The organism is Burkholderia mayonis (assembly GCF_001523745.2).
Lineage (GTDB): Bacteria > Pseudomonadota > Gammaproteobacteria > Burkholderiales > Burkholderiaceae > Burkholderia > Burkholderia mayonis.
In genome coordinates this window covers 924,147-946,003 of record NZ_CP013387.1, presented here as the reverse complement: position 1 = coordinate 946,003, position 21,857 = coordinate 924,147, and the positions used below count along the sequence as shown (strand labels likewise).

Genomic DNA, 21,857 nt, shown 5'->3' with positions numbered 1-21,857 from the left:
CCCGGCCGTCGCCGTCCCGCCCAACCGTCTTCTCGTCCTGGAACCGCCGACCATGCGAAGCCCTCCGTTTCCCTCGCCTCCGTTGCGCGTGCTGCCCATCGTGCTCGCGCTCGGGATAGCCGCCTGCTCGATGGAGCCCACCTACAAGCGGCCCGATGCGCCCATCCCGTCCGCGTATCCGAGCGGCCCGGCCTATTCCGCGCCGGGCGGCCCGGCGGCGACTCAGAGTGGCCCGGCGGCGCCCGATCTCGGCTGGCGGAATTTCTTCGTCGACACCCAATTGCAGCAGTTGATCGCGCGGGCGCTCGCCAATAACCGCGACCTGCGCATCGCGACGCTCAACATCGACGAAGCGCGCGCGCTGTATCGGATCCAGCGCGCCGCCCAGTTTCCCGCGATCGACGCCAACGTCGGGCTCACCAGTCAGCGCCTGAGCCCCGCGTTGCGCGCGCCGGGGCAGTCCGCGCTGATCAACACGTATGCCGCGAGCGTCGGCCTCACCAGTTTCGAGATCGACGTATTCGGCCGCGTGCGCAGCCTGAGCCATGCCGCGCAGGAGCAATACCTGGCGACGGAGGAGGCGCGGCGAAGCGTCCACATCAGTCTGGTGGCCGAAGTGGCGAACACCTATCTGACCTTGCTGGCCGACCGCGCGCTGCTCAAGCTCGCGCAGGACACGCTCAAGAGCCAGCAGGATGCGGCCGAGATGATCCATCGCGGCAAGCAGGCGGGCGCGATGGCGCAGCTCGACGAACACCGCGCCGACACCCAGGTGCAAACGGCGCAGGTCGCCGTCGAGCAATTCACGCGGCAGGTCGCGCAGGACGAGAACGCGCTGACCCTGCTGACCGGCGGACCGTTGCCGAGCGGGGTGTCGAGTGCGGCGCCGCTCGACAACCAGACGCTGCTGGCGGAGTGTCCGGCCGGCCTGCCGTCGACGCTGCTCGAGCGCCGCCCCGACGTCATGGCCGCCGAGCACCAGCTCATCGCCGCGAATGCGAACATCGGCGCGGCGCGCGCGGCGTTCTTCCCGAGAATCTCGCTCACGGGCGCGCTGGGCGTCGCAAGCGCGAGCCTGGCCGGGCTGTTCTCCGGCGGCGTGGCCTGGCTGTTCGCCCCGCAACTGACCCTGCCGATCTTCAACGCGGGCAGCAACCGGGCGAACCTCGATCTGGCGACGGTGCGCCGCGACATCAACGTCGCCAATTACGAGCGCACGATCCAGAGCGCGTTCCGCGAAGTCTCCGACAGCATGACCGCGCGCGGCACCTACGAGCGGGAAGCGAAAGCGCAGGAGACGATGATCCGCGATTTGAGCGAGACCAAGCGCCTCGCCGAAATGCGGTTCCGCAACGGCATCGACGATTACTTCGGCGTGTTCGATGCGCAGCGCCAGCTCTTTGGCGCGCAGCAGTCGCTCGTGACCTACAAGCTTGCGGGCCTGACGAGCCGCGTGACGCTATACAAGGCGCTGGGCGGGGGCTGGATCGAATCGACCGGCGCGGTGGCGGCGCAGTCGCAGTCGCAGTCGCAAACGCAGTCGCAAACGCAGTCGCAGATGCGGCCACAGCAGCAGATGCAGTCGCGACCACAACCGCAATCACAACCGCAACCGCAGATGCAACCGTAGCCGCAGACGGCGGGCGACGTGACAGTGCGGCGAGATTCGGTGGTATCGCGTACCGTACGCGGCGTGCGAGCGGCGAGTCGCGATGCTGTTGCCCGCGGCCGATGCGGGCGGCGAACTTCGCGCGCGCTTCAGGCGCCGACGCCGGCTTCGCGCGAAATCGGCCGTTCGCTGCCGCGAGCGGCGCGGCATCCGTTGCCAAACCGCATTTCGGGCCGGCGAAGCAAAGAAAGCCCTCGCCGTTCGAAAACCCGTTGCCGAGCCAGGCGACCATCCGAAAGTCGGCGGCGCCATAAAGACAAGACGAACGACGCTCGATCGCCGACACACGATTCCGGCCCGCGTCAAGTCTCCCGGACCGGATATCGCCGGAAGCCGTTGCGCCATCATCCGCGAACAATCACGAACAATCACGAACAACCGCAAACAACCGCGAACGTCCGATTCGATCTCGAGCTCGACGCCGGCGCGCATCCAATCCGGCCAAACGACAAGAACCGCCGCCGACGCAGACTTGCGCGGCGGAAACGCCCCCCCGCCGGGCACGCGACGAATGCGCGCCGAAGCGGCCGGACCGCACGCAGCGCGCCTGTCTCACCCTCGTCAGCCCCGCCCCCTTACAAAATCCTAAAGAATCTCCTCCGCCTGCCGACAACCACGCCATCAGAGAGCGGTGACGCGTGCGTTCCGCCAACGCCCCAGTTCACGCACTCCGGAGTCATCATGAACGTGCCCTTCTTCCGGCGCGCGAGCGTCGGCGCACGCCTCGCGGCGCTGTCCAGCGCACTCTTCGCCCTCCTCTTCGCCGCGTTCGTCTGGGCGCTGACCCACGCCGCCGGCGGCCAGGTCGCCGACCAGGTTCACGCGCGAATCGACGAAAAAGACCGCTCGATCGCCGCGATGATCGCGCTCTTCGACGAGGCGCTGACCGCCGAGGCGAGCCGCGCGATGACGCTCTTCGCCAGCTTCCTGCCGGCGAGCTACGCGCTCGATCCCGCACGGACGATCGACATCGCGGGCGTCGCGACGCCCGCGCTCACCGCCGGCGGCCAGACGCTGAACCTCGATTTCTCGATCCCCGACCAGTTCCTGCAGAAGAGCGGCGCGATCACGACGATCTTCGCGCGCACCGGCGACGATTTCGTCCGCGTGACAACGTCGCTGAAAAAGCAGGACGGCAGCCGCGCGATCGGCACGCTGCTAGACCGCAAGGGCCCCGCGTACGCGCCGCTGATGGCTGGCCGGACTTACACCGGTCTCGCGACGCTGTTCGGCAAACGTTACATCACCCAATACAAGCCAGTCGCGGACGCGAGCGGCGCGATCGTCGGCGCGCTCTTCGTCGGGATCGACGTCGGCGCGGAGATGCGGCTCGTCGAGAACGGCATCCGCCAGCTGAAGATCGGCGAGCACGGCTATTACTTCGTGCTCGACGCGTCGAGCGGCCCGACCCGCGGCAATCTGATCGTCCATCCGGAACGCGCCGGCCAGCGCGCCGACGACGCGGCCGCGCCGTACGCACAGATGCTCGCCGCGAAGGAAGGCCGACTGTCGTTCACGTCGACCGACAGCGCCGCAGGCGACGATGCGCCGCGCGCGAAGTTCGTGTCGTTCGTCACGATCCCGCAGTGGCAATGGCTCGTCGGCGGCATCGCGATCGACGACGAAGTGATGGCCGACATGCGCGCGACCCGCAACCGCTTCGCCGCGATCGGCTGCGTGTTCGTGCTCGCGTTCGCGGCCCTCTTCGTCGCGGTCGTCAAGCGCGTCGTCAGCAAGCCGCTCGATGCGGCCGCGCATGCGTCCGAGCGCTTCGCGGCGGGCGACCTGAGCGCGCGGATCGCCGCGCACGGCGCGCACGACGGCGCAGACGCGCCGCATGCAAACGGCCGCGGCGACGAGATCGGCCGGCTCGTGCGCGCGGTCGACGGCATCGGCGACGGCCTCGCGCGGATCGTCGCGCAGGTGCGGCGCGGCGCGGCCGACATCGCGCACGGCACCGTGACGATCGCGGCCGGCAGCAGCGACATGGCCGCGCGGATCGCGACGCAGGCGAGCAGCGTCGAGCAGACCGCCGCGAGCATGGAGCAGATCACGGCGGCCGTTCAGCAGAACGCCGACCACGCGGCGCAGGCGAACGCGCTCGCGACGGGCGCGTCGTCCGCCGCGACGACAGGCGGCGCGGCCGTGCAGCGCGTCGTCGCGACGATGGGCGACATCCAGGGCGTCGCGCGCAAGATCGCGGAAATCACCGGCGTGATCGAAGGCATCGCGTTCCAGACCAACATCCTCGCGCTGAACGCGGCCGTCGAGGCGGCGCGCGCGGGCGAGCACGGCAAGGGCTTCGCGGTCGTCGCGTCCGAGGTGCGCGCACTCGCGCAGCGCAGCGCGTCGGCGGCGAAGGAGATCGACGCGCTCGTCGGCGAATCGGCGTCGACGGTCGAGCACGGCTTCCGGATCGCCGAGGACGCGCGCGCGGCGATGCAGGACATCGTCGCGCGCGTCGATCAGGTGCGCGCGATCATCGCCGAAATCAGCGCGGCATCGCGCGAGCAGTCGAGCGGGATCGAGCAGGTGAATCTCGCGGTTACGCAGATCGGCGCGGCGACGCAGCAGAACGCGACGCTGATCGCGGACGCCGAGCGCGCAGCCGCCGCGCTGCGCGACGAGGCCGCGCAGCTCGCGCACGCGGTCAGCGTGTTCAGGCTCGCGACGGATGAAGGCGCGCAGCAGACGCACGAAGCGCGCGCGTACGCCGGCGCGCACTAGCGCGTACGCCTTCGTGAGCTTTCGGACGCATCGTCAGGCATCCGAAAGCTTACGCTTCCGCCTCATGGATAACGCCGACTGACAAACGGCGCGCGGCTCCCTTACCTTGTGCTCGCGGCATGAATGCAGGCCCGCCGCGCTCGCTCCGGAGGGAATCGATGACCGCGCTCGACAAGATGTGGCAGTTCCTGTTCGGCAAGCCGCTCGATCCGCTCGATCCGCGCACCCGGCATGCGATCGCGGTGACGCCGATCCTCGCGTGGGTCGGGCTCGGCGCCGACGGGCTGTCGTCGTCGTGCTACGGTCCGGAGGAAGCGTTCCTCGCGCTCGGCCAGCACACGCCGCTCGCCCTCTTCCTCGCGCTCGCGACCGCCGCGACCGTGTTCATCATCGCGCTCGGCTACAACCAGGTCATCGAGCTGTTCCCGACGGGCGGCGGCGGCTACCGCGTCGCGACCGCGCTGCTCGGTCCGACGCCCGGGCTCGTATCGGGCGCGGCGCTCCTCGTCGACTATGTGCTGACCGTCGCGACGTCGCTCGCGAGCGGCGTCGATGCGTTCTTCAGCCTGCTGCCCGTCGGCGCGCAAGCGTTCAAGCTCACGACCGAGCTCACGCTGATCGTGCTGATGACGGGCCTCAACTTCCGCGGGATGAAGGAATCGATCATGGTACTGCTGCCGATCTTCGTCGGCTTCGTCGTGCTGCACTTCGGCCTCATCGTCTACGGCGTCGCGGTGCACGGCGACCACCTCGCCGCCGTCGTGCCCGACGCGCTGGGCGAAGCGCACGGGATGTCGCACACGCTCGGCCCGATCGTGATGATCGCGCTGCTGATGCGCGCGTTCTCGCTCGGCGGCGGCACCTACACGGGCCTCGAAGCGGTGTCGAACAACGTCAACATGCTCGCCGAGCCGCGCGTGCCGAGCGGCAAGGTGACGATGTTCTACATGGCGACGTCGCTCGCGTTCACCGCGGGCGGCATCATCCTGCTCTACATGCTGTGGCATGCGAAGCCCGTCGAAGGACAGACGCTCAACGCTGTCGTGTTCGGCAACGTGATCGACCATCTCGGGCTCGGCTCGTCGTTCACGCGGCATGCGCTCCTCGCGGCCGTGCTCGCGTTCGAGGCGGGGCTCCTGCTCGTCGGCGCGCAGACCGGTTTTCTCGACGGCCCGGCCGTGCTGTCGAACATGGCGTCCGATTCGTGGGTGCCGCGCCACTTTCGCGATCTGTCGACGCGGCTCGTCCGCCAGAACGGAATCGTCGTGATGGGCGTCGCGAGCCTGCTGATCCTCTGGTGGACGCACGGCAACGTCGACGTCCTCGTCGTGCTGTACAGCATCAACGTGTTCCTGACGTTCAGCATGTCGCTGCTCGGCCTCTGCACGTACTGGTGGCGACGCCGCCGCGGCGACGCCGGCTGGCTCAAGCATTTCGCGCTGTCGGCGCTCGGGCTGTCGGTGACGAGCGTCGTGCTCGTGATCACGCTCGTCGAGAAATTCACGGCGGGCGGCTGGCTGACGGTGCTCGTGACGAGCGCGGTGATCGCCGCGTGCCTGCTGATCAAGCGACACTATTCGGATACGCGCGCGCAACTCGCGAAGGAAGATGCGCTGTTCGGCGGCGCGCCGCCCGCCGTCGACGACGCCACGGCGCCCGGCAAACCCGATCCGGCGCAGCCGACCGCGGTGCTGCTCGTCGGCAAGCATCGCGGCGCGAGCATGCATGCGCTCTTGTGGGTGAACCGGCTGTTCCCCGGGCACTTCCGCAACGTGATTTTTCTCGCGGTCGGCGAAGTCGACGCGAAGAGCTACGACGGCGAAGAGCATCTCGAGCGGCTGCGGCGCACGATCACGTCGTCGCTCGACTACTACGTCGCGCACTGCCGCCGCCACGGCATCGCGGCCGACTACCGGATCGCGTTCGGCACGCATCCGATCGTGGAATTCATGCGGCTCGCCGAGGAAACGATGGACGCGTTTCCGAACAGCGTCTGCTTCGCGAGCAAGCTGATCTTCAGGCGCGTGAATTTCCTGACCGCGTGGCTGCACAACCAGACGCCCGTCGAACTGCAGGCGCGGCTGCATCAGCAAGGGCGGCAGATGGTGTTGTTGCCGATGAACGTCGGGTAGCGCGAGGGCGTCGGGCAACGGCCCGCGACGATCGATCGGCAGCGACGACGACGGGGGAATCACTGAACGACTGACCGAGGATCGGTCGAGGCAGCCCGCGCACAGCGCGCGCGACGGAACCGCCGGCACCCAGCGCCGCCGCGCCGACCCGGCGCCCGACGAGACCGTCAGGTCCGCCAGCGCGCCACGTCCGTCGAACTCGCGTGTCCGACGACGATCCGCCCGCGTGGCGAACGCGAACGCCGCCACACGCCACGCGCCACACACCACGCTGCCGGGTTGCGGAACGCCGAACGATCGATACTGTCCGGCCGCCCCCGCGCCGCTCAGCCCTTTTTCCCCGCCTCTCCCGCCAGATCGATCGCGGAACTCGACCCGACCTGCGCGCGCAACTGGAATTTCTGGATCTTCCCGGTCGACGTCTTCGGCAGTTCGCCGAACCGCACCATCTTCGGAATCTTGTACGCGGCGAGCAGCAGCCGGCAGTGCGCGATGATTTCCTCCTCGGTCGCCGTCATGCCGTCGCGCAGCTCGACGAACGCGCACGGCACCTCGCCCCACTTCGGATCCGGCAGCGCGACGACCGCCGCGACCGCGACGGCCGGATGCCGGTACAGCGCATCCTCGACCTCGATGCTCGAGATGTTCTCGCCGCCCGAGATGATGATGTCTTTGCGGCGATCCTTGATACGAATGTAGCCGTCGGGCGTCAGCACGCCCAGATCGCCCGTGTGAAACCAGCCACCCGCGAACGCCTCGTCGGTCGCATGCGGGTTCTTCAGGTACCCCTTCATGCAGATGTTGCCGCGGAACATGATCTCGCCGATCGTCTCGCCGTCTGCGGGCACCGGCATCATCGTGTCGGGATCGAGCACCGTCGCGCCCGCCTGCAGATGGTAGCGCACGCCCTGCCGCGCGTTGAGCTGCGCGATTTCGTCGTCGGGCAGCGCATCCCAGTGCGACTGCTTCGCGCAGACGGTCGCGGGTCCGTACACTTCGGTGAGCCCGTAGACGTGCGTGAGGTCGAAGCCGATCTCCTTCATTTTCGCGATCACCGCGGGCGCGGGCGCCGCGCCCGCGACGAACGCATGCACCTCGTGCGCGATCCCCGCGCGCCATTCGGCCGGCGCGTTCGCGATCGCGCTCTGCACGATCGGCGCGCCGCTGTAGTGCGTGACGCGCTCGCGGCGGATCAGGTCGAGCACGCGCTTCGCGTCGAACTTGCGCAGGCACACGTTCACGCCCGCGCGCGCCGCGACCGCCCACGGAAAGCACCAGCCGTTGCAGTGGAACATCGGCAGCGTCCACAGGTAGACCGCGTGCTTCGGCATGTCCCATTCGAGGATGTTGCTGATCGCGGCCAGATACGCGCCGCGATGGTGGTAGACGACGCCCTTCGGATCGCCCGTCGTCCCCGACGTGTAGTTCAGCGCGATCGCATCCCATTCGTCGGACGGCAGCGCCCATGCGTATCCCGGATCGCCGCCGGCGAGAAACGCTTCGTAATCGGTCGCGCCGTGAAAGCGCGCCGGGTCGGCGGGCATCGCGTCGGCGACACTGACGATCGTGAGCCCCGGCACCTCGAGCGCCGCGCGATGCGCAAACTCCGCGAATTCGGTGTCGACGATCAGCGCCTTCGCCTCGCCGTGACGCAGCATGAACAGCATCGACGGGATGTCGAGCCGCGTGTTCAGCGCGTTGAGGACAGCGCCCGCCATCGGCACGCCGAAGTGCGCCTCGATCATCTGCGGGATGTTCGGCAGCAGCGCGGCCACCGTGTCGCCGCGCCCGACGCCCGCGCGCTCGAGCGCGCTCGCGAGCCGCCGCGCGCGCGCATAGGTCTCACTCCACGTGCGGCGCACGTCGCCGTGCACGACGGCGAGGCGGTCACCATACACCTCGGCCGCGCGCGCGATGAAATCGATCGGCGTGAGCGGCACGTAATTGGCGTCGCGCCTGCCGAGTCCCTCCTCGAACCTCTGCGTCATGATGTCGTCTCCTGCAAGGCTCGCGCCTCGATATCGTTGGTGTGTGGTTCAATTGCACAAGCCTACTCGCGGCCATTGTGAGCCGTCTGTCACCCAAGCGACAGACGCGCCCGCGACGATCCCGCGTATTCCCTATCCTCGCAAACCCTGTGTGATGCAAGACGACGTTCAAGCGATTCGCCGCGCGCCGCCGCTCGACGCGCCGCGGGCCGATACGGCCGGCGCGACCGGCCCCGGCGATCTCCGCGCGCTCTTCTCCCGCTGCGGCTGGTTCAACGCGCTCGCGCCCGAGCATCAGGCGCTCGTCGTCGCGCAGTCGCACGCCGAGCATCGCGACGCGGGCGACTGGGTCGCGCGCCGGCAGGCGCCGTCCGAATACTGGATCGGTGTGCATCGCGGGCTCGTGAAGCTCGCGATCTACAACGCATCCGGGCGCGGCTGCACATTTTCCGGCGTGCCGTCGGGCGGCTGGTTCGGCGAAGGCAGCGTGATCAAGCGCGAGCTGCGCAAGTACGACGTGATCGCAATCCAGCGCTCGCTCGTGCTGTTCGTGCCTGCTACGACGTTCCACGCGCTCCTCGACAGCAGCCTGCCGTTCACGGGCTTCGTGATCCGCCAGTTGAACAACCGGATGGGCGAGTTCATCGCGTCGATCCAGAACAGCCGTCTGCTCGACGTGAACGCGCGCGTCGCGCAGTCGCTCACGCAGCTCTTCAATCCGGATCTGTATCCGGACACCGGCGCGACGCTCGCGATCTCGCAGGAGGAGCTCGGCATGCTGGTCGGCGTGTCGCGGCAGCGGATCAATCAGGCGCTCCAGCATCTCGAACGGCTCGGCGCGCTGCGTATCGCGTACAACCAGATCGACGTGCTCGATCTGCCGAGGCTCGCGGCGTTCGGGACGGAGCAGATCTGACGAAGGGCCGCCGCGACGCTCGGGGCGGCCTGAGGGCGGCCTGAGGGCGGCCGAGCCGTGCATCGACGGGCGTCATACGCACGCGCTGTCGCTCGACGACATCTGCGGCGGCCGGGTTGTCGCCGTCGTATCTGGTCCGCGCGTTCGACGCGCATTACGGGATGACACCGCATGCGTATCTCGTGAACCGGCGCATTCGATACGGCAGCGCGCGCTTGAAGCTCGGCAGGCCGATCGCCGACGTCGCGCTCGACGCCGGCTTCGCCGATCAGGCGCATTTTCAGCGGGCGTTTTGGAAAGTGATGGCGGCGACGCCGGGGCAGTATCGGGAGGGTGGTGCGAGGTATCCGGCAGTCTGCGGACAGGAACCGTTTCTATTTCGCATTCGATTTTCGATTCGCCGATTCAATGCGTCGTCGCCCGGATTTCCGGGATTTTGGGCGCTGCGATTGAGTTGTTATTGCGTCGTGCAGCGGAGAGTGATTGGGCGGGTGTTGCGAGCGGTCAGATGCGGCCGTTCGCCTAAACTTCCACTGGAACATTCAAACGGCTGCCTCGCTCAGACAAAGGACAATCACCATGGAATTGAAAGACATTTTCACACTGGTGCTTTCAGGGGTGTCGGTCGTGGTCTCGGCGTACACCTTCTGGTTGGTTCAGTTCAATCGAGGAAAACTCAAGATGACCCGTCCAACCTATGTCTGCCTGAAAAGGGATGCGGGACCGAACTGGCCGAAGCTATTTATCCGTACGTGCTTGTACTCGACAGGGACAAAGGGGATGGCAGTTGAAAATCTATTTCTGCATGTTCACAAGGATGGGCAAATCTATCGATTCAATTTATGGGGACATACTGACAGTGGGCGCTTGACCATCGGTAGTGGATTGTTCGTTGGACCAACTGGGATTGCCAGCGATCATCATTTCAATCTTCGCGGAGCACCCGACACGCTTTTATATGGAATGGGAACATATAAGGTCGAAATCTTTGCGGCCGTGGCTGGCAGGCGTGGCACCAAGATCTCAGAAATTGAATTCGATATTACAGGGCAACAATCCGCAGAATTGGTACGGATCCCGAGCCAGCAACTTGATCTGTATTGGAACGCGGAACAAGAACGGTACGATGGAGAAATCAGACTCCGCGCTTGAATCGCTTGAATCGCTTGAATCGCTTGAATCGCTTGAATCGCCCAAACCGCCCAAACCGCCCAAGCCCCTCGAGTCGCAATCACGCCGTCCACGCCGCCCGCTCCTCCCGCTCGCGCTCACCGCCGTCGCGCTCGCCGGCTGCGCGGTCGGCCCGGACTATCGTCGCCCGCCCGTCGACACGCCCGCCGCATGGCGGATCGCCCCGGCCGATTCGTACTGGCGCCCGGCCGCACCCGCACGCGCATCGCTCGCGCCCAACTGGTCTACCGGATCGAGGAAGCGCGCGCGAACAGCGACGAGAACCATGGGCTGGGGCTGTCGATCGTGAAGGCGGTCGCCGAAATGCACGGCGGCGCCGTGTTCGTCACATGCGCGGACGGATGGAACGCGATCGGATTCTCGGTCACCGCGCGGCCGGCCGACGCCGAGCCGCAGGCGCGCGACGTGCGGACGGCGGCGGCCGCGCGGCAGCCGACGCTGAAGACGACTTGAGCGGCGGTCGACAGGCGACAGGCGACAGGCGACGGACAGCGAACAGCGGGCGACAATCGACGCAGGCCATCCGCTGCGCGATAGCCTGCGCGATGCGCACGGCGTCGCTTCGCTCATCAAGACCATCGCGCGAAACCGCCGTCGACAGCCCGCCGCTCAACGCACCGCGACCCGCCTCGCCTCTTCGTCCTCCGTCTCGCCGAGCGGCACCGCATCCTGCCAGCGCCGCACGTAATCGGGCACGCCGGCCGGCGCGGCGTCGGTGATCGGCGCGAAATGCGCGTCGCGCATCGGCAGCACGCCCGCCCACACCGGCAAGCCGAGATCCGCTTCGTCGTCTTTCGGGCCGCCCGTGCGGATCTTCGTCGCGGCTTCGTCGAGCGCGATGCGCATCACGGTCGTCGCCGCGAGCTCGTTCGCGTCGCCCGGCCGCGCTTCGCGACTGCGGCCCGGCGCGATCCGCTCGACGAACGTGTCGAGCACGGCCGCCTTGCGCGAATCGGGCACGACCTCGAACTCGCCGTAGATCACCGCCGATCGATAGTTCATCGAATGATTGAACGCCGAGCGCGCGAGCACGAGGCCGTCGAGATGCGTGACCGTCACGCACACCTGCGCGCCCGCCGCCGCGAGCTTCAGCATCCGGCTGCCGTTCGAGCCGTGGATATACAGATGATTGCCCTCGCGCCAGCACGCGGTCGGGATGCAATGCACGCCCGACTCGTCGGCGAACGCGACGTGGCACACGTAGGCGGCGTCGAGAATCGCTTCGAGGGTCGCGCGGTCGTAGTGGCCGCGATAGGCGACGCGGCGCAAGCGGGTGCGCGCGGTCGGTGCGGTGGGCGAAGAATCGGCTGCGGTCGAGGTCATCGGCGTGGCTCCTGCATGGGCATGTTCGTTTCAACGGACTCGACGATAAAAAATCTGTGGCACCATGAATAGATCCATGTGATTACTAGTTTTTGGAGCCACGATGGACTACGGCGTATTGCTGTCGAATTTCGAGCGGGACAACGCGCACGATGCGCTCGCGCGCGCGTCGCAGCAACATCGGCTCTATGCGTGCCTGCGCACGGCGATCCTGAACGGCACGCTCGAGCCCGGCACGTATCTGCTGTCGTCGCGCGCGCTCGCCGAAACGCTGCGGATCGCGCGCAACACGGTGCTCTATGCGTACGAGCGGCTTGCCGTCGAGGGCTTCGTCGTCGCACGGCGGCAAGGCACGATGGTCGCGCGCGTCGGCCTGCCCGCCACGGGGGCGTCCGCATCGTCCACTCGCGCAAGGCCCGCGCTGTCGCGGCGCATCGCGGATCTGCCGGACACCGACATCGACGACGAGCAAGCGCCGCTGCCGTTCCTTCCGGAGATGCCGGCGCTCGACCAGTTTCCGCTCGCGTCGTGGCGACGCGCGGTCGAGCGCGCGTGGCGGCGGATCGGCCCCGTGCAGCTCGGTCATGCGCCGCTCGGCGGCAACCTGCGGCTGCGGCAGGCGATCGCCGAATATCTGCGCGTGTCGCGCGGGATCGGCTGCGACGCGGACCAGGTGTTCGTCACCGACGGCACGCAGCACGGCCTCGACCTGTGCGCGCGCGCACTCGCCGACGCGGGCGATACCGTCTGGATCGAGAACCCTGGCTATGCAGGCGCGCGCGCGGCGTTCGAGGCGGCCGACCTGCGGCTCGTGCCGATCCCCGTCGACGCCGACGGCCTCGCGCCGACCGCCGACCACTGGCGCACGCATCCGCCCCGGCTCGTCTACATCACGCCGTCGCACCAGTACCCGCTCGGCGCGGTGATGAGCGTCGAGCGGCGCGTCGCGCTCGTCGCGGATGCGCGCGCGGCGGGCGCATGGATCGTCGAAGACGACTACGACAGCGAGTTCCGCCATTTCGGCGCGCCGCTCGCCGCGCTGCAGAGCCTCGGCGACGACGCGCCCGTCGTCTATCTCGGCACGTTCAGCAAAACGATGTTTCCGACGCTGCGGATCGGCTTCGTCGTCGCGTCCGCGGCGCTCGCGCCGGAGCTGCGCCGCACGATCGGCGCGCTGACGCCGCGCGGCCGCCTCGCCGAGCAGCTCGCGCTCGCGGACTTCATCGAAGCGGGACATTTCACGCGGCATCTGCGCCGGATGCGCAGGCTCTACGAGGAGCGGCGCGACGTGCTGCAAGACGCGCTCGCGCGCCATCTCGGCGGCGCGCTGACGGTGTCGGGCGGCGCGGGCGGCATGCATCTGTCCGCGCGGCTCGACGCGCCCGTCGCCGACGCGGACGTCGCGCGCGCGGCGATGGCCCGCTCGATCACGGTGCGGCCGCTGTCGCGCTTCTGCCTGCCGGGCACCGATCACGCCGCGTACAACGGCCTCGTGCTCGGCTACGGCGCGGTGCCGACCGAGCGGATCGACGCGTGCGTGCGGCGGCTCGGCGTCGCGATCGACGACGCGCTGCGCGACGCGCGGACCGCGCGACGCAGCGGCGGCGGCGCCGACGCGATCGCGTAGCGGCCGCTCACGCGCGCGGCTCGTCGCGCGTCGAGCGCGCGCTGCCGCGCAGCAGCCCGTTGCGGTCGGCTTCCGCGCAGGTTGCGAAGCCGTGCCGCGAGACGACGCCGCGCCGGTCGAACACGACGTAGTACGGCCGATGGTCGTTGCCGTGGCGCAGATCGTAGTTATAGCAGACGCCCGCACCGTCGCGGACCATCCTGACGCTCGCCGGATTGCCGCCCGCCGCCACGATCTGCACCTGCGTCGCGCCCGGCTGCTCGGCCGCCTTCGGCAGCGGCAGCCTCGCATACGAGAACGCGTCGAACCAGCCGCTGAACCACGAACAGCCGCTCATCAGCAACGCGGCGGCGAGCGGAAAAGCAAGTACGGGAACGGTGCGGTTCGTCGTCTGAAATGGCATGCTGCTCAGCCGTGCGGCGCGAAGCCGTCGCAGTGGAAAACTGCATGCTAATCGACGTTTCGCTCTCTTTTTGTTGAATTTTCTAAAAACAATCGGAAAAACAACGCATCGTTCGATGCGCGCCGTCAACCGACCCACTCCGCCCACAACACGGTCAGCACCGTCATCAGCGCCGGACCGATGAAAAGGCCGAGCAGCCCGAACGTCTCCGCGCCGCCGAGAATGCCGAACAAAACGAGCAGGAACGGCAGCCGCGCCGAGCTGCCGATCAGCACCGGGCGCACGAAGTGCTCGGCGACGAACACGACGACGAAGCCGAACGCCGCGAGCCCGATCGCCCAGCTGACCGCCCCTTGCACGAAAAGCCACAATGCGGCGCCGCAGAACACGAGCGGCGCGCAGAACGGCAGCATCGCGGCGACGGCCGTCACGAGGCCGAGCAACGCCGCGTGCGGCAAGCCGGCGAACGCGTACGCAACGCCGAGCAGCACGCCTTCGCCGAAGCCGACGACGACGAGCCCCGTCACCGTCCCGTACACGGCCGCCGCCATCCGCTGCAGCAGCACGGCGCCGTTGTCGCCGAACGCGCGCCGCACGCCGGTGAGCAGCGCGCCCGACAGGCGCGGGCCTGCCTGGAAGATCACGAACAGCGTGACGAGCATGAAGCCGAACAGCACCGCCGCGTGCGCGATCCGCGAGCCGAAGTGCCGGCCGAACGTGACGACGGTCCCGCCGTCGACGCCCTTGACGGCCGCTTCCGGATGCAGCGGCTTCGCGAGATAAGCCTGCCACCACGCGCTCGCCTGCTGCGAGCCGAACGGCAGATGCGCGAGCGCGTCGGGCGCGGGAATGCCGGTCTGCTCGGCGCGATGCAGCCAGCCGAGCAGCTCGCGGCTCTGATCGACCGCCTCGACGAGCCCGGCCGCGATGGGCACGACGACGAGCAGCGCGACCGCCGACGTCAACGCGACGGCGACGAGCGTCGCGCGGCCGTGGAAGCCGGGATGCGCGTCGATGCGGCGCAACGCCGGCCACAGCGCGATCGCGACGACGCACGCCCATGCGATCGCGGGAATGAAATCGCGGATCACCCACAACGCGAGCGCGACGAGCGCCGCATACAGCGCGCCGAGCGCGATCGACTGGGCCTTCGGACGGCTGGACGGCTCCGGCGGGACAGACGCGTTCTGAATCATGAGGACTCTTGGCGCAATGAGAAAGCGCGGCAAGCGCCGCGACACCGCCATCTTAATGGACGCGCGCGCCGCCGCCGGTGCGGCGGCCGACCGTTGCGCGCGTCCGCCTTCAGCGCAGCGTTTTCGTCATGAACACGCGGCTCGTGCCGGGCGGATCGCACGGCACTTCGCCGAACCGTCGCCAGCCGAACTTCTCGTAGAACGCGGGCGCCTGGAAGCTGATCGTGTAAAGCACGGCCGCCCCGCAGCCGCGCCTGCGCCCTTCCTCCTCGGCAAGCCGCAGGATCTCGCGGCCGATGCCGTCGCCGCGCAGCGTGTCGGTCAGATAGAACAGGTCGACGAACATCAGGCCGAGCGACGTGCGGCCCGTCAGGCCGCCGAGCAGCTCGCCCGTGTCCGGATCCTTCGCGAACACGGCGAGCGGACGTTCGTCGTTGACGCCGGCGCGCTCGACGTTGTACGCGGTCAGGCCCGCGCCGATGAATTCGATCTCCGCAGGTTCGGGGCGGTCGGTGACGACGAGCGTGACGGGCGGCATGGCGGTCCTTCGGGGCGTGGCGGATGTCGAGTCGATGCGCACTGAGACGGCCATCTTAGCGTGCGTACGCCGTTCGCTCAAACGCGCGCGCTCCGTCACGCGCCTTCGCCGCGCCCATCGGCATCAGCCGACGACGTGATAGCCGCCGTCGACGTATTCGACGTTGCCCGTCAGCGCGGCCGCATCGTCGCTCGCGAGAAACGCGGCGACGTGGCCGACGTCGTCGATGTCGACGAGGCGATGCCCCGGCGTGCGCGCGCGGACGCGCTCGAGCAGCGCGTCGAAGCGGTCGATGCCGGACGCGGCGCGCGTCTTCAGCGGCCCGGGCGACAACGCGTGCACGCGAATGCGCCGCGGCCCGAGCTCCGCGGCGAGGTAGCGCACCGCGCTCTCGAGCGCCGCCTTCACCGGCCCCATCAGGTTGTAGTCCTCGACCACCCGTTCGGCGCCGTAGAACGTGACGGTCATCAGGCAGCCGCCGCTCGCCATCAGCGGCTCGGCAAGACGCGCGACGCGAATGAACGAGTGGCACGACACGTCCATCGCCATCGCGAAGCCCGCCTGCGAGCAGTCCGTCACGCGGCGATGCAGGTCTTCCTTCGGCGCATACGCGATCGAATGCAGCACGAAGTCGAGCCGCCCCCATTCACGCTCGATGCGCGCGAACACGTCTTCGAGCTGACCGGGCTCGCGCACGTCGCACGGCGCGACGAGCCGGCTTTCCAGGCGCTCCGCGAGCGGCCGGACGTAAGGCTCGGCCTTCGCGTTCAAGTAAGTGATCGCAAGCTCGGCGCCCTGCTCGCGCATGACCTTCGCGCAGCCGAACGCGATGCTGCTTTCGTTTGCAATGCCGATGATCAAGCCACGCTTGTGCTGAAGACGCATAGGGATCTCCTTCGACGGTCGTTCGATGGCGTGCGGGCGGCGCGCCGGACCGCATGGCGAAGATCGGCGTGTCGATGCGAATCGACACATTCACGTCATGAATGCCGCGCCGCCGTCCGCGCTCGTGCGGCACGCGGCCGCACGTTGCTCGCCCGTCGACTGTCGGCGATCGATGCGGGCCGCGTGTTGATCGACATCAACGGGACACGGCTCGGCAGATCTCGTTTCGGTTGCGGGAAGCGGCTCGCTTCATCGCGAACAGGCACTGCGCGGCGCGATGCAAACGCCGCATGCCGGGCAGGGCGGCATCGTGGCGGGCAAGCGTCGAGGGCGGACGATATCGGACGACGCCGCACACGGGCGCCCAAGGAAAACGGGCGGACGACGTGACGTCGCCCGCCCGCGGCCGGGTCACGCCGCCGCCACAATGCGAAGCGCCGTGCCGTGAACGCCCGCTCGAGCGGCAGCGCGAGCGCCGTGTCGCACGCGTGCGGCAACGAATCGTCGAATCGACGATGGCGCAGCGGCCGACGCGAACGCATCGTCGCCGCTCGGCCCGACGCGCGCACGCCCGATCCCCGCTCGATCCCGTCAAGCCGCGCGATAGCGCTCGAGCCAATGCGCGTACGGCGCGGGCAGCGTCCACGCGGCGCGGTCGACGCCGAGTTCGAGCGCCGCGCGGTACGGCCAGTGCGGATCGGCGAGATGTGCGCGGCCGACCATCACGAGATCGAGCTGCCCATCCTTGACGACGCGCTCCGCGAGCGCCGGCGTATCGATCCCCCAAGCAGACGCGACGGGCAGTTGCGCTTCGCGGCGCACGCGCTCGGCGACCGGCGCGAGAAACGCGGGGCCCCAAGGAATCCGCGCTTCGGGCGTCGAGAAGCCGACCGTCACGCTCAGCAGATCGAGCCCTTCCTGCTTGAAGCGCTTCGCGAGCTCGATCGATTCGGCGAGCGTCTCCTCGTCGCGACCGTCGTACTCGATCACCCCGAAGCGCGCGGTGAGCGGCAGGCGCTCGGGCCACACTTCGCGCACCGCCGCGAGCGTCTCGACGAGAAAGCGCCCGCGATTCTCCGCGGAGCCGCCGTACGCGTCGGTGCGGCGGTTCGAATGCACCGAGAAGAAGCTCTGCGCGAGATAGCCGTGCGCGAAATGCAGCTCGAGCCACTCGAAGCCCGCGTCGAGCGCGCGCTTCGCGGCCGCGACGTAATCGGCCTTCACGCGCGCGATGTCGCCCACCGTCATCTCGCGCGGCACCTTCGGCAGATGCGCGCCGTACGGCGCCGCCGACGGCGCGATCGTCCGCCAGCCGCGCGGATCGCCATCGGCGATGTGGTCGTCGCCTTCCCACGGACGGTTCGCGCTCGCCTTGCGGCCCGCATGCGCGAGCTGGATGCCGGGCACCGCGCCCGCCGCCTTGATCGCATCGACCGAGCGTTCGAACGCGGCCGCCTGCTCGTTGTTCCAGAGGCCGGTGCAGCCCGGCGTGATGCGGCCTTCCGGCGATACCGCGGTCGCCTCGGCGATCACGAGCCCCGCGCCGCCGCGCGCGACGCCCGCGAGATGCACGTGATGCCATTCGTTGGCGACGCCGTCCTCGGCGACGTACTGACACATCGGCGGCACCGCGATGCGGTTGCGCAGCTTGACGTCCTTCAACTGAAGCGGTTCGAACAATGCAGCCATCTACTACTCCTTCTTCGGTGTTCGTATTGCGGGTCGGTGAAATGATTCGGTGATTCGGCGATGCGAAGGGATGCGATGCAACGACGTCGTTCGCCGGCGCACGGGCATCGCGACGCGGCGCATGCGCTGCGGGCGGCGCGCCGGATGGCCGCCCGCACGGCGCGTCACTGCTCGAGCAGCTCGAGCAGCGCTTCGGCGACGGGCTCCGACGACGCCGGGTTCTGCCCGGTGACGAGCCGCCCGTCGACGACGACGTGCGGCGCCCAGTCGGCCGCGCGCGAATAGTCACCGCCATTCGTCTTCAGCATGTCTTCGACGAGGAACGGCACGACCTCGGTGAGCTCGACGGCCGCTTCCTCGCTGTTCGTGAAGCCCGTGACCTTGCGGCCCTTGACGAGCGGCGCGCCGGACGCGTCCTTCACGTGTCGCAGCACGCCAGGCGCGTGACAGACGGCCGCGACCGGCTTGTTCGTCGCGACCGCGCGCTCGATCAGCGCGATCGAATGACGGTCCTCGGCGAGATCCCACAGCGGACCGTGACCGCCCGGATAGAACACAGCGTCGTAATCGTCGATCGACACGTCGGCGAGCTTGCGCGTCGACGCGAGCGCGGACTGCGCTTCGGGGTCCTTGTCGAAACGGCGGGTCGCATCGCTCTGCGACGCCGGATCGCTGCTCTTCGGATCGACGGGCGGCAGCCCGCCGCGCGGCGACGCGAGCGTCAGCTCGGCGCCCGCGTCCTTCAGCGCGTAGTACGGCGCGGCCAGTTCCTCGAGCCAGAAACCGGTTTTCTTGCCGGTCGCGCCGAGTTCGTCGTGCGAAGTCAGGACTACGAGAATCTTCATTTGGATGCCCTCCTTGAAGCGTTGAAATCAAGCGGCGCGGCCCGCCCGGGCCCGCCGGTCATGCATCTACGAATCGCTCGAACGCGCGCGCGGCGATCCGCGTCGCGCGCAGCTTCATCGTCGCGTCGCGTCACGTCACGTCTCGTCGCTGCGCGGCGTACGGCCATCGAGCGCCGCCGTCGCATGCATTGCCCGTCGTGCGACATCGCCGGCGAGCACGTCGACGGTGATGCCATGATCGAACGGGCGCGGCATCGCATCGAGACTTTCGTCGCCCGCGCGGGTGCGCGTCATTGCCGCTTCGATCCGTTCGCCGAACCGGATTCGCACTGCATTGCGATCATCGAAATGCGGCATGCCGCGCGCCCCTATTAGACCAGTCGTCTAGAAAATGATCGTAAAAAACGCGGCGGCGCGACGTTCGTCGTACGCGCCGCCGCGCATTGAAGTTCGTGCTCAGCGCGCTCCTGGCAGGCCGAGGATGCGGCGGGTGGTCGCCATCGCGGTCGCGAGCGGCTCGCCGTTGCGCCGGATCTTTTCGATCAGCGTCGCGCCGACCCACAGCTCGTAAAGCGTCGCGGCGGTCTGCTGCGGATCGAGATCGACCTTCAGCGAACCGTCCTCGAACGCCGCCGTGATGCACGCGGCGAGCCGGGCGACGATCTGCGTCGTGCCGCGATCGAGCGCCGCCCGCATCGCCTCCGACAGATCGCAGACCTCCGCGCCGAGCTTGACGACGAGGCACTTGCCCTCGGGATCGTTACCCGCCTGCATGTCCTGCCATTGGCTCCAATAGCGCATCAGCCGATGGGCCGCGGGGCCGGCGCCGCGCACGAGCAGTGCGTCGAGATGCGCGAGGTAGTCGGCGAAGTACGACTCGAGGATCGACTCGCCGAATGCTTCTTTCGACCCGAAATAATGGTAGAACGACCCTTTCGGGACGCCGGCCGCCGCCAGAATCTCGTTCAGACCGACGCCCGTGAAGCCCTTGCAGAGCATGATGGGCTTGGCGGTGTCGAGGATGTGCTGCCGCACGTCGGCGGTGGTGGCTGCTGCGTTCATGAGGGCGGATGATAGCGCGGGATTAGACCGGTCGTCTAGAAGGCGTTGAATGCCCCTGCCGTGCGTGTGGAACGGCTCCGAAAGCGAAACAGGCAACAGGCAACAAGCAACAAGCAACAAGCAACGGACGACGGACGCCGGACGCCGACGCTCGATCCCGCGCCTCGTACTTTCGCCGCAAAGCGTCAAGCGCATCTTTCCCCCGATACGGCTCAGTCCGCGCTGTAGACGGTCAATCCTTCCATCGGATCCATTGCCCCCTCCCACGGACGCGCCGCGATGGCTCGCATCGCTTCTTCATAGCCCGCACGCTGGCGGGCAGCGATGCCCGTCGGGGTGAAATCGATGTCCTTCAACTGGTTATCCCCGTCGAGCCGAGGCGCGGCGAGCTTGATGAGACGCATGTTGGTATGGCAGCCCCAGGCGGCCAGTTCCCTGATCTCGGCCGTCGCACGCTCGGCTTCGGGCAAGCGCTTGACCAGTTCGCGGATCACATGGCGCAGACGATGTATCTGCTGCTGACGCGCGATATGACTGTCGGTGCGGCTTGCGTACTGGATGTCTTTTTGTCGTTCCGATACCTGCCACAGGCTTTCCGGTTCGGGGCCGGCCGGATTCCACATCTGCACCGAGAAGATGACCGAACTCTTGCGAGGGTTATCGTCCAGCACCACTTCTACCGGCGTATTGGAATAGACGCCGCCATCCCAATAGGGCTCGCCATCGATCCGCACTGCCGGGAAAGCGGGCGGCAGCGCCCCCGAACTCATGACGTGCTCGACGGTCAGGCGCTGCTCGCGCGAGTCAAAATAGCGCATCGCGCCCGTGCAGGCGTTCACCGCGCCGACGGTCAGGCGCGGATGCCCGGCGTTCAGCAGGTCGAAGTCGACGAGAGAGGTCAGCGTTTCGCGGAGCGGAGCCGCCAGGTAATACGACGCGCGATCCACGCCCAATCGGGCCAACGGCCCGAGCCAGGAAGCCGGATTGGGCAGGAAGAATCCCGCTATGCCGCCGCCGATGATCATCAGTTCGGCAAGCGTCTTGTCCCAGCCGAGCCATGCGGCGGACACGTCCAGTCGGGTCTGGTCGGTGACCCGATTCCAGAACTCCGCTAAGCGTCGATAGCGGCGCTCCGGCGGATTCCCAACGATCAACGCTGCGTTGATCGCACCGATGGAAGTACCGACCACCCAATCCGGCCGTATTCGGGATTCATCCAGCGCCTGATAGACGCCGAGTTGGTAGGCGCCCAATGCACCGCCGCCCTGAAATACGAGCACGACTTGTCCCGGCAATTCCATTCGTGCTGGCTGGCTCACGATCATGGCTCGCCCCGCTGAATTGTTCCGCCGATGCGCCGTCGATGATGCGGTTCACGCGCCGTTGCGTCGTCGCCGGCGACGCAGCCTGGGCCGGCCACCGATCGATTGCCCGAGTTGCATCCCGGGTTCAATGCAATGCATTCGCCGAATGCGACGTTTGGTCGACCTGAATACCATGATCAAGTGTAGGCGATGGGCGCATTCACACCGCCGCTTGCCGACGAGGGGCACGCCATGCGCTTGCCGGCCATGGTCTCGAGCACACGTGACAGCGTGCCGATCGATGAACTGGCCGGGCGACAACGCCATGTCGATTCCACACGTTGACTGTCCATCCAGCATGC

The 21,857-nt window shown here is 68.0% G+C and carries 18 protein-coding genes and 2 pseudogenes; 10 read left to right on the top strand and 10 right to left on the bottom strand.

Annotation, left to right across the window (positions count from 1 at the left end; genetic code table 11):
* The first annotated feature begins 52 nt into the window (after positions 1 to 52).
* From WS70_RS22765 to WS70_RS22750, 3 genes are all read left to right on the top strand, one after another.
* Complete coding sequence (locus WS70_RS22765) at positions 53 to 1,630, top strand: efflux transporter outer membrane subunit (protein ID WP_059597914.1); 1,578 nt, start codon at positions 53 to 55, stop codon at positions 1,628 to 1,630.
* Positions 1,631 to 2,350: 720 nt separating this feature from the next.
* Positions 2,351 to 4,396: a methyl-accepting chemotaxis protein gene (locus tag WS70_RS22755; protein WP_059597912.1), complete on the top strand. Its 2,046-nt coding sequence runs from the start codon at positions 2,351 to 2,353 to the stop codon at positions 4,394 to 4,396.
* A gap of 158 nt (positions 4,397 to 4,554) precedes the next feature.
* On the top strand, positions 4,555 to 6,528 hold the full coding sequence (locus WS70_RS22750) for an APC family permease (RefSeq protein WP_059597911.1): 1,974 nt from the start codon (positions 4,555 to 4,557) through the stop codon (positions 6,526 to 6,528).
* A 326-nt stretch (positions 6,529 to 6,854) separates the two neighbouring features.
* On the opposite strand, the gene WS70_RS22745 is transcribed toward WS70_RS22750, so the two are convergent.
* Positions 6,855 to 8,516 (bottom strand): acyl-CoA synthetase, encoded by a 1,662-nt coding sequence (locus WS70_RS22745; RefSeq protein ID WP_059469665.1) that lies wholly within the window; start codon positions 8,514 to 8,516, stop codon positions 6,855 to 6,857.
* Positions 8,517 to 8,670: 154 nt separating this feature from the next.
* Between WS70_RS22745 and WS70_RS22740 the strand changes: the two genes are divergently transcribed.
* From WS70_RS22740 to WS70_RS22725, 5 genes and pseudogenes are all read left to right on the top strand, one after another.
* The gene (locus tag WS70_RS22740; RefSeq protein ID WP_226382942.1) at positions 8,671 to 9,432 is read left to right on the top strand and encodes a Crp/Fnr family transcriptional regulator; all 762 of its coding nucleotides are present in this window, start codon (positions 8,671 to 8,673) and stop codon (positions 9,430 to 9,432) included.
* 82 nt (positions 9,433 to 9,514) lie between these two features.
* A pseudogene (locus tag WS70_RS33690) lies at positions 9,515 to 9,773 on the top strand (helix-turn-helix transcriptional regulator); the annotation flags it as partial.
* A gap of 238 nt (positions 9,774 to 10,011) precedes the next feature.
* Positions 10,012 to 10,584 (top strand): hypothetical protein, encoded by a 573-nt coding sequence (locus WS70_RS33150; protein ID WP_226382993.1) that lies wholly within the window; start codon positions 10,012 to 10,014, stop codon positions 10,582 to 10,584.
* 112 nt (positions 10,585 to 10,696) lie between these two features.
* A pseudogene (locus WS70_RS33145) lies at positions 10,697 to 10,852 on the top strand (efflux transporter outer membrane subunit); the annotation flags it as partial.
* Positions 10,801 to 11,076 carry an ATP-binding protein gene (locus tag WS70_RS22725; protein WP_108034118.1) on the top strand — a complete coding sequence of 92 codons (276 nt, stop codon included), beginning with the start codon at positions 10,801 to 10,803 and terminating at the stop codon, positions 11,074 to 11,076. The pseudogene WS70_RS33145 and the gene WS70_RS22725, both read left to right, overlap by 52 nt.
* 156 nt (positions 11,077 to 11,232) lie before the next feature.
* On the opposite strand, the gene WS70_RS22720 is transcribed toward WS70_RS22725, so the two are convergent.
* Complete coding sequence (locus WS70_RS22720) at positions 11,233 to 11,946, bottom strand: pyridoxamine 5'-phosphate oxidase family protein (RefSeq protein WP_059469663.1); 714 nt, start codon at positions 11,944 to 11,946, stop codon at positions 11,233 to 11,235.
* A gap of 103 nt (positions 11,947 to 12,049) precedes the next feature.
* Between WS70_RS22720 and pdxR the strand changes: the two genes are divergently transcribed.
* Positions 12,050 to 13,573: a MocR-like pyridoxine biosynthesis transcription factor PdxR gene (gene pdxR, locus WS70_RS22715; RefSeq protein WP_059597910.1), complete on the top strand. Its 1,524-nt coding sequence runs from the start codon at positions 12,050 to 12,052 to the stop codon at positions 13,571 to 13,573.
* Positions 13,574 to 13,580: 7 nt separating this feature from the next.
* On the opposite strand, the gene WS70_RS22710 is transcribed toward pdxR, so the two are convergent.
* From WS70_RS22710 to WS70_RS22680, 6 genes are all read right to left on the bottom strand, one after another.
* A complete protein-coding gene (locus WS70_RS22710) occupies positions 13,581 to 13,976 on the bottom strand; it encodes an outer membrane protein assembly factor BamE (RefSeq protein ID WP_059469661.1) in 396 nt (131 codons plus the stop codon).
* Positions 13,977 to 14,101: 125 nt separating this feature from the next.
* Complete coding sequence (locus WS70_RS22705; RefSeq protein ID WP_059597909.1) at positions 14,102 to 15,172, bottom strand: AI-2E family transporter; 1,071 nt, start codon at positions 15,170 to 15,172, stop codon at positions 14,102 to 14,104.
* A 109-nt stretch (positions 15,173 to 15,281) separates the two neighbouring features.
* Positions 15,282 to 15,710 (bottom strand): GNAT family N-acetyltransferase, encoded by a 429-nt coding sequence (locus tag WS70_RS22700; RefSeq protein WP_059597908.1) that lies wholly within the window; start codon positions 15,708 to 15,710, stop codon positions 15,282 to 15,284.
* Positions 15,711 to 15,833: 123 nt separating this feature from the next.
* Positions 15,834 to 16,595, bottom strand: coding sequence for an enoyl-ACP reductase FabI (gene fabI / locus WS70_RS22695; RefSeq protein ID WP_059469658.1), 762 nt, complete (start codon positions 16,593 to 16,595; stop codon positions 15,834 to 15,836).
* A gap of 591 nt (positions 16,596 to 17,186) precedes the next feature.
* Complete coding sequence (locus tag WS70_RS22685) at positions 17,187 to 18,284, bottom strand: NADH:flavin oxidoreductase/NADH oxidase (protein ID WP_059597907.1); 1,098 nt, start codon at positions 18,282 to 18,284, stop codon at positions 17,187 to 17,189.
* A gap of 164 nt (positions 18,285 to 18,448) precedes the next feature.
* Positions 18,449 to 19,129 (bottom strand): type 1 glutamine amidotransferase domain-containing protein, encoded by a 681-nt coding sequence (locus tag WS70_RS22680; RefSeq protein WP_059597906.1) that lies wholly within the window; start codon positions 19,127 to 19,129, stop codon positions 18,449 to 18,451.
* Here WS70_RS22680 and WS70_RS31765 point away from each other — a divergent pair, their 5' ends adjacent.
* Positions 19,130 to 19,504: a hypothetical protein gene (locus WS70_RS31765; RefSeq protein WP_159082944.1), complete on the top strand. Its 375-nt coding sequence runs from the start codon at positions 19,130 to 19,132 to the stop codon at positions 19,502 to 19,504.
* Between the two features lie 81 nt (positions 19,505 to 19,585).
* Here WS70_RS31765 and WS70_RS22670 read toward each other — a convergent pair whose 3' ends face one another.
* Both WS70_RS22670 and WS70_RS22665 read right to left on the bottom strand, forming a co-directional pair.
* Positions 19,586 to 20,191, bottom strand: coding sequence for a TetR/AcrR family transcriptional regulator (locus WS70_RS22670; RefSeq protein ID WP_059469654.1), 606 nt, complete (start codon positions 20,189 to 20,191; stop codon positions 19,586 to 19,588).
* Between the two features lie 212 nt (positions 20,192 to 20,403).
* On the bottom strand, positions 20,404 to 21,516 hold the full coding sequence (locus WS70_RS22665; RefSeq protein WP_059597904.1) for a patatin-like phospholipase family protein: 1,113 nt from the start codon (positions 21,514 to 21,516) through the stop codon (positions 20,404 to 20,406).
* Positions 21,517 to 21,857 lie beyond the last annotated feature (341 nt).